At 61.3% G+C, this 4,160-nt stretch carries 2 protein-coding genes and 3 rRNA genes; 2 read left to right on the top strand and 3 right to left on the bottom strand.

Features of this window, described 5'->3' with window-relative positions:
* Nucleotides 1–240 precede the first annotated feature (240 nt).
* Together ACO6VM_RS20095 and ACO6VM_RS20090 are read left to right on the top strand one after the other, a co-directional pair.
* Nucleotides 241–2,028: a monovalent cation:proton antiporter-2 (CPA2) family protein gene (locus ACO6VM_RS20095; protein WP_125857040.1), complete on the top strand. Its 1,788-nt coding sequence runs from the start codon at nt 241–243 to the stop codon at nt 2,026–2,028.
* Between the two features lie 79 nt (nt 2,029–2,107).
* Nucleotides 2,108–3,532, top strand: coding sequence for a mechanosensitive ion channel domain-containing protein (locus ACO6VM_RS20090; RefSeq protein ID WP_422403716.1), 1,425 nt, complete (start codon nt 2,108–2,110; stop codon nt 3,530–3,532).
* Nucleotides 3,533–3,613: 81 nt separating this feature from the next.
* Here ACO6VM_RS20090 and rrf (ACO6VM_RS20085) read toward each other — a convergent pair.
* The 3 genes from rrf (ACO6VM_RS20085) to ACO6VM_RS20075 all read right to left on the bottom strand — a co-directional run.
* Nucleotides 3,614–3,729 (bottom strand): 5S ribosomal RNA (gene rrf / locus ACO6VM_RS20085).
* Between the two features lie 109 nt (nt 3,730–3,838).
* Nucleotides 3,839–3,954 (bottom strand): 5S ribosomal RNA (rrf, locus tag ACO6VM_RS20080).
* A 133-nt stretch (nt 3,955–4,087) separates the two neighbouring features.
* Nucleotides 4,088–4,160 (bottom strand): 23S ribosomal RNA (locus ACO6VM_RS20075); the annotation flags it as partial.

The following is a 4,160-nucleotide window of genomic DNA, read 5'->3' as shown; positions in this document are numbered from 1 at the left end:
CGTTGGGGGGGGGGGGGGGGGGAAGGCCAGCCACAAGGGGAGAGGGGGGGGGGGTGGTTTTCCACCGCAATTGGCCAATCAAAGGTTCCACTTTCAGAACGATGCTTCCCGTTAGGCCGGAATTGTCCTGTTTCTCACAACACCCGAAAATGCTCGCCTCTTCCATCGATGACATAAGCTTCGGCAACCTGTCATCCGTTCCCTAAAGCGCTGCCTCACGCAGTTCAAGGAGTACGAGCAATGCCACACGAAGGCAGCCTTCTACAAACCGCAGTCATCTTCCTCCTTGCCGCCGTGGTCGCCGTGCCCCTGGCCAAGCGCCTGCAACTGGGCGCCGTGATCGGCTACCTGCTGGCCGGTGTGGCCATCGGCCCGCAAGCGCTGGGCCTGATCCGAGATACCGAAAGCGTCGCACACATCTCTGAACTGGGCGTGGTCTTGCTGCTGTTCATCATTGGTCTGGAGCTGTCCCCCAGACGCCTGTGGCTGATGCGCAAATCGGTGTTCGGCGTCGGCACCGCCCAGGTGCTGCTGACCGGCGCGGTGATCGGCGCCATCGCCTTGTTCGGCTTCAGCCAGACGCTGCCGGCCGCCATCGTGCTCGGCCTGGGGCTGGCACTGTCTTCCACCGCCCTTGGCTTGCAGAGCCTGGCCGAGAGCAAGCAGCTCAATGCACCCCATGGCCGCCTGGCCTTTGCCATCCTGCTGTTCCAGGACATCGCTGCAATCCCGCTGATTGCCCTGGTGCCGTTGCTGGCCGCCAGTGGCCCGGACACCAGCCATGGCGACAGCCTCGAACATGGCCTGAAAGTGTTTGCCAGCATCGCAATCGTCATCGTCGGCGGCCGCTACCTGTTGCGTCCGTTGTTCCGAACCGTGGCCCGCACCGGCCTGCCGGAGGTGTCCACCGCCACCGCGTTGCTGGTGGTGATCGGCACCGCCTGGCTGATGGAAGAGGCGGGAATCTCCATGGCGCTCGGCGCCTTCCTGGCCGGCCTGCTGCTGGCGGACTCCGAGTACCGTCATGAACTGGAGTCGCAGATAGAACCGTTCAAGGGCCTGCTGCTGGGCTTGTTCTTCATCAGTGTCGGCATGGGCGCCAACCTGCGCCTGCTGGTGGACATGCCGCTGGTGCTGCTGGGCCTGACCCTGTTGTTGATCGCGGTGAAGCTGGTGCTGCTGATCGGCGTAGGCCGCCTGGCCGGTGGCCTCAACAGCGCAAGCGCGCTGCGCCTGGGCATGGTGCTGGCGGCCGGCGGCGAGTTCGCCTTTGTGGTGTTCAAGCTGGGCAAGGATCAGGGCTTGTTCGATACGCAAACCTACGACCTGCTGCTGATGACCATCACCCTGTCGATGGCCATCACCCCACTGCTGATGCTCGGCTGCGCCCGCGCCCTGAAGCGCCCGCAAGCAGTGCGCGAGGTGCCCGAGCAGTACAAGAGCATCGACGCCGGCAGCCCTCGGGTAGTGATTGTCGGCATGGGCCGGATGGGCCAGATCGTTTCGCGCATCCTGCGTGCGCAGAAGATCCCCTTCATCGCCCTGGAGACCTCGGTGGACGCCATCGAGATGACGCGCATGTTCGAACAGGCGCCGGTGTTCTACGGCGACCCGTTGCGACCCGAGGTGCTGCATGCGGCCAAGGTCGGCGAGGCCGAGTATTTCATCATCACCAGTGACGATCCCGAGGTGACCATTCGCACCGCCGAGCGGGTCAAGCGCCTCTACCCGCACCTCAAGGTCATCGCTCGGGCACGCAACCGTCAGCATGTGCACAAGCTGATGGATGTCGGCGCGGAGCCGATCCGCGAGACGTTCTATTCCAGCCTGGAAATGAGCCGTCGTGCGCTGGCCGGGCTGGGGCTATCGGATGAGCAGGCCGCCGACCGTATCGCACGCTTTACCGAGCATGACGAGCAGGTATTGGAAGCCCAGGGCCGGGTGCGTGACGATCGGGCCAAGGTCATGCAGACGGCCAAGGAAGCGCGGGTGGAACTGGCGCGACTGTTCGAGTCGGATGTGGATTGAGCTGCATGGGGTGGGCACCCATTGCCTGCCCGCTCAACCTGCTCTTTACTGACGTTCAGCCCCCTGCAGCGAGAACACCATGCTGGCGCTCATCCAGTCCTATCCCTTGCTGCTCGGCACTTGCCTGATCATTGGCGACTTGTTGCTCTGGCAGCTGATCCCCCAGCAGCATCGCATCTGGCGCATTGCCTCACGGCTGGTGATCTTCCTGCTGTTCAGCGCCGTGCTGGTGGCTGCCGGCATGAGCCCGCTGCAGCCACCACCCTGGATTGACGAAGTGTCGCGCAACCTGATGGCAACGGTGCTCGCCATTGGCTGGTGGCTGTTCGGTGCGCGTACGGTGACGGTGGTGTTCGGCCTGCTGCTGGGGGCACGTGGCAGCCATGGCGGGCGCCTGTTGCAGGATGTGATTGGCGCGCTGATCTTCCTTGCCGCAGTGGTGGCCGCAGCAGCCTATGTGCTGCAGCTGCCGGTCAAGGGGTTGCTGGCCACGTCCGGGGTGATGGCCATCGTCATTGGCCTGGCCTTGCAAAGCACGTTGAGCGATGTGTTCTCCGGCATCGTGCTCAATACCACACGGCCTTATCAGATTGGCGACTCCATCTCCATCGACGGTACCGAAGGCAAGGTGGTGGATATCGACTGGCGCGCCACACGGCTGATCACCGGCACCGGTAGCCTGGCGGTAATACCCAATTCGGTGGCGGCCAAGGCGCGGCTGCTTAACCACAGCCGCCCGGCTGATCGGCATGGGATAGTGATCAGCGTGGTGGTACCGGCCAAGGTCCGGCCAAAGCGCGTGTTTGATGCGCTGGAGAAGGCCCTGCAGGGCACCAGTGCCTTGCTCGCCTCTCCTGCGCCCAAGGTAACGGTCAAAGCTTCTTCCCTGGAGTCGGTGGAATACGAGGCCAGTGCTTTCGTTGCCGACATGGCGCTCAAGACCGAGGTACGCAACCAATTGTTCGACCTTGCCCATCGCCACCTGGAGGCCAGCGGGGTGATGTGGAACGTCGACCTGACGCTTGCACCACGTAGCCGTCAGCGCGAGCTGATCGATGAGGTGCGGGTATTCCGCTCACTCAGCGGTGAAGAGCGTGACACGCTGAGCCAGCGCATGACGGCGGTGGAGTACCTGGCCAACCAGGTGATCCTGGGCATCGGCGACAACTCGGATCACCTGCTGGTGATTGGCAGCGGTGTGATACAGGCTTCGGTGCGTAATGGGGACAAGCTGGTAGAAGCCGGTCGCATGGGCCCGGGCGAGGTGCTCGGGATCGAGGGGCTGGTTGACGACGATGACTCCTTCGCCGAGTTCCGCACCCTGACCGGATGCCTGCTGTACCGTATCGAAAAGGAGCAGGTACGCAGTTGCCTGGTGCAACGTAGCGAGGTGCAGTCGGCGTTGACCAAGCTGCAGCGGTTCCGTCGGCAGAGCAGGGAGTCGCTGCTCATGCAGAAGCCTACGGAAGTGAAGAAAGGTGGGTTCCTGAGCTGGTTGCGCTAGCGTAACGCCATGCATTGCAGGATACGGCCCTGAAAAGACAAAACCCCTGATCGCATTGCGATCAGGGGTTTTGGATTTGAATCTTGACGATGACCTACTCTCACATGGGGAAACCCCACACTACCATCGGCGATGCATCGTTTCACTGCTGAGTTCGGGATGGGATCAGGTGGTTCCAATGCTCTATGGTCGTCAAGAAATTCTGTGTGCTGGCCCGTCTCTCGGACGTGCCTGCGAATCTCTGTAGTTCCTACTTAAAGACAAAACCCCTACCTGCATGCGCAGATAGGGGTTTTGCGAAATGAATCTTGACGATGACCTACTCTCACATGGGGAAACCCCACACTACCATCGGCGATGCATCGTTTCACTGCTGAGTTCGGGATGGGATCAGGTGGTTCCAATGCTCTATGGTCGTCAAGAAATTCGGTTGCCCAGAATGTCTTGTGAACACTCTTGGCTAATTCAGATATGTGATTTGTGATGTTGCGAACTTTCGGGTCTTTCGTCTTCACCACCATAATTCGGCTTACGCGCAAATTGCTTGGGTGTTATATGGTCAAGCCTCACGGGCAATTAGTATTGGTTAGCTCAACGCCTCACAGCGCTTACACACCCAACCTATCAA

Source organism: Pseudomonas sp. GZD-209, from assembly GCF_049310485.1.
Taxonomy (GTDB): domain Bacteria; phylum Pseudomonadota; class Gammaproteobacteria; order Pseudomonadales; family Pseudomonadaceae; genus Aquipseudomonas; species Aquipseudomonas sichuanensis.
This window is presented reverse-complemented; position numbering and strand designations above follow the sequence as displayed.

Bases quoted from the DNA above. Each gene is read 5' to 3' on its own strand.
- ACO6VM_RS20095 (WP_125857040.1), top strand. From the start codon at position 241: ATGCCACACGAAGGCAGCCTTCTACAAACCGCAGTCATCTTCCTCCTT.
- ACO6VM_RS20090 (WP_422403716.1), top strand. From the start codon at position 2,108: ATGCTGGCGCTCATCCAGTCCTATCCCTTGCTGCTCGGCACTTGCCTG.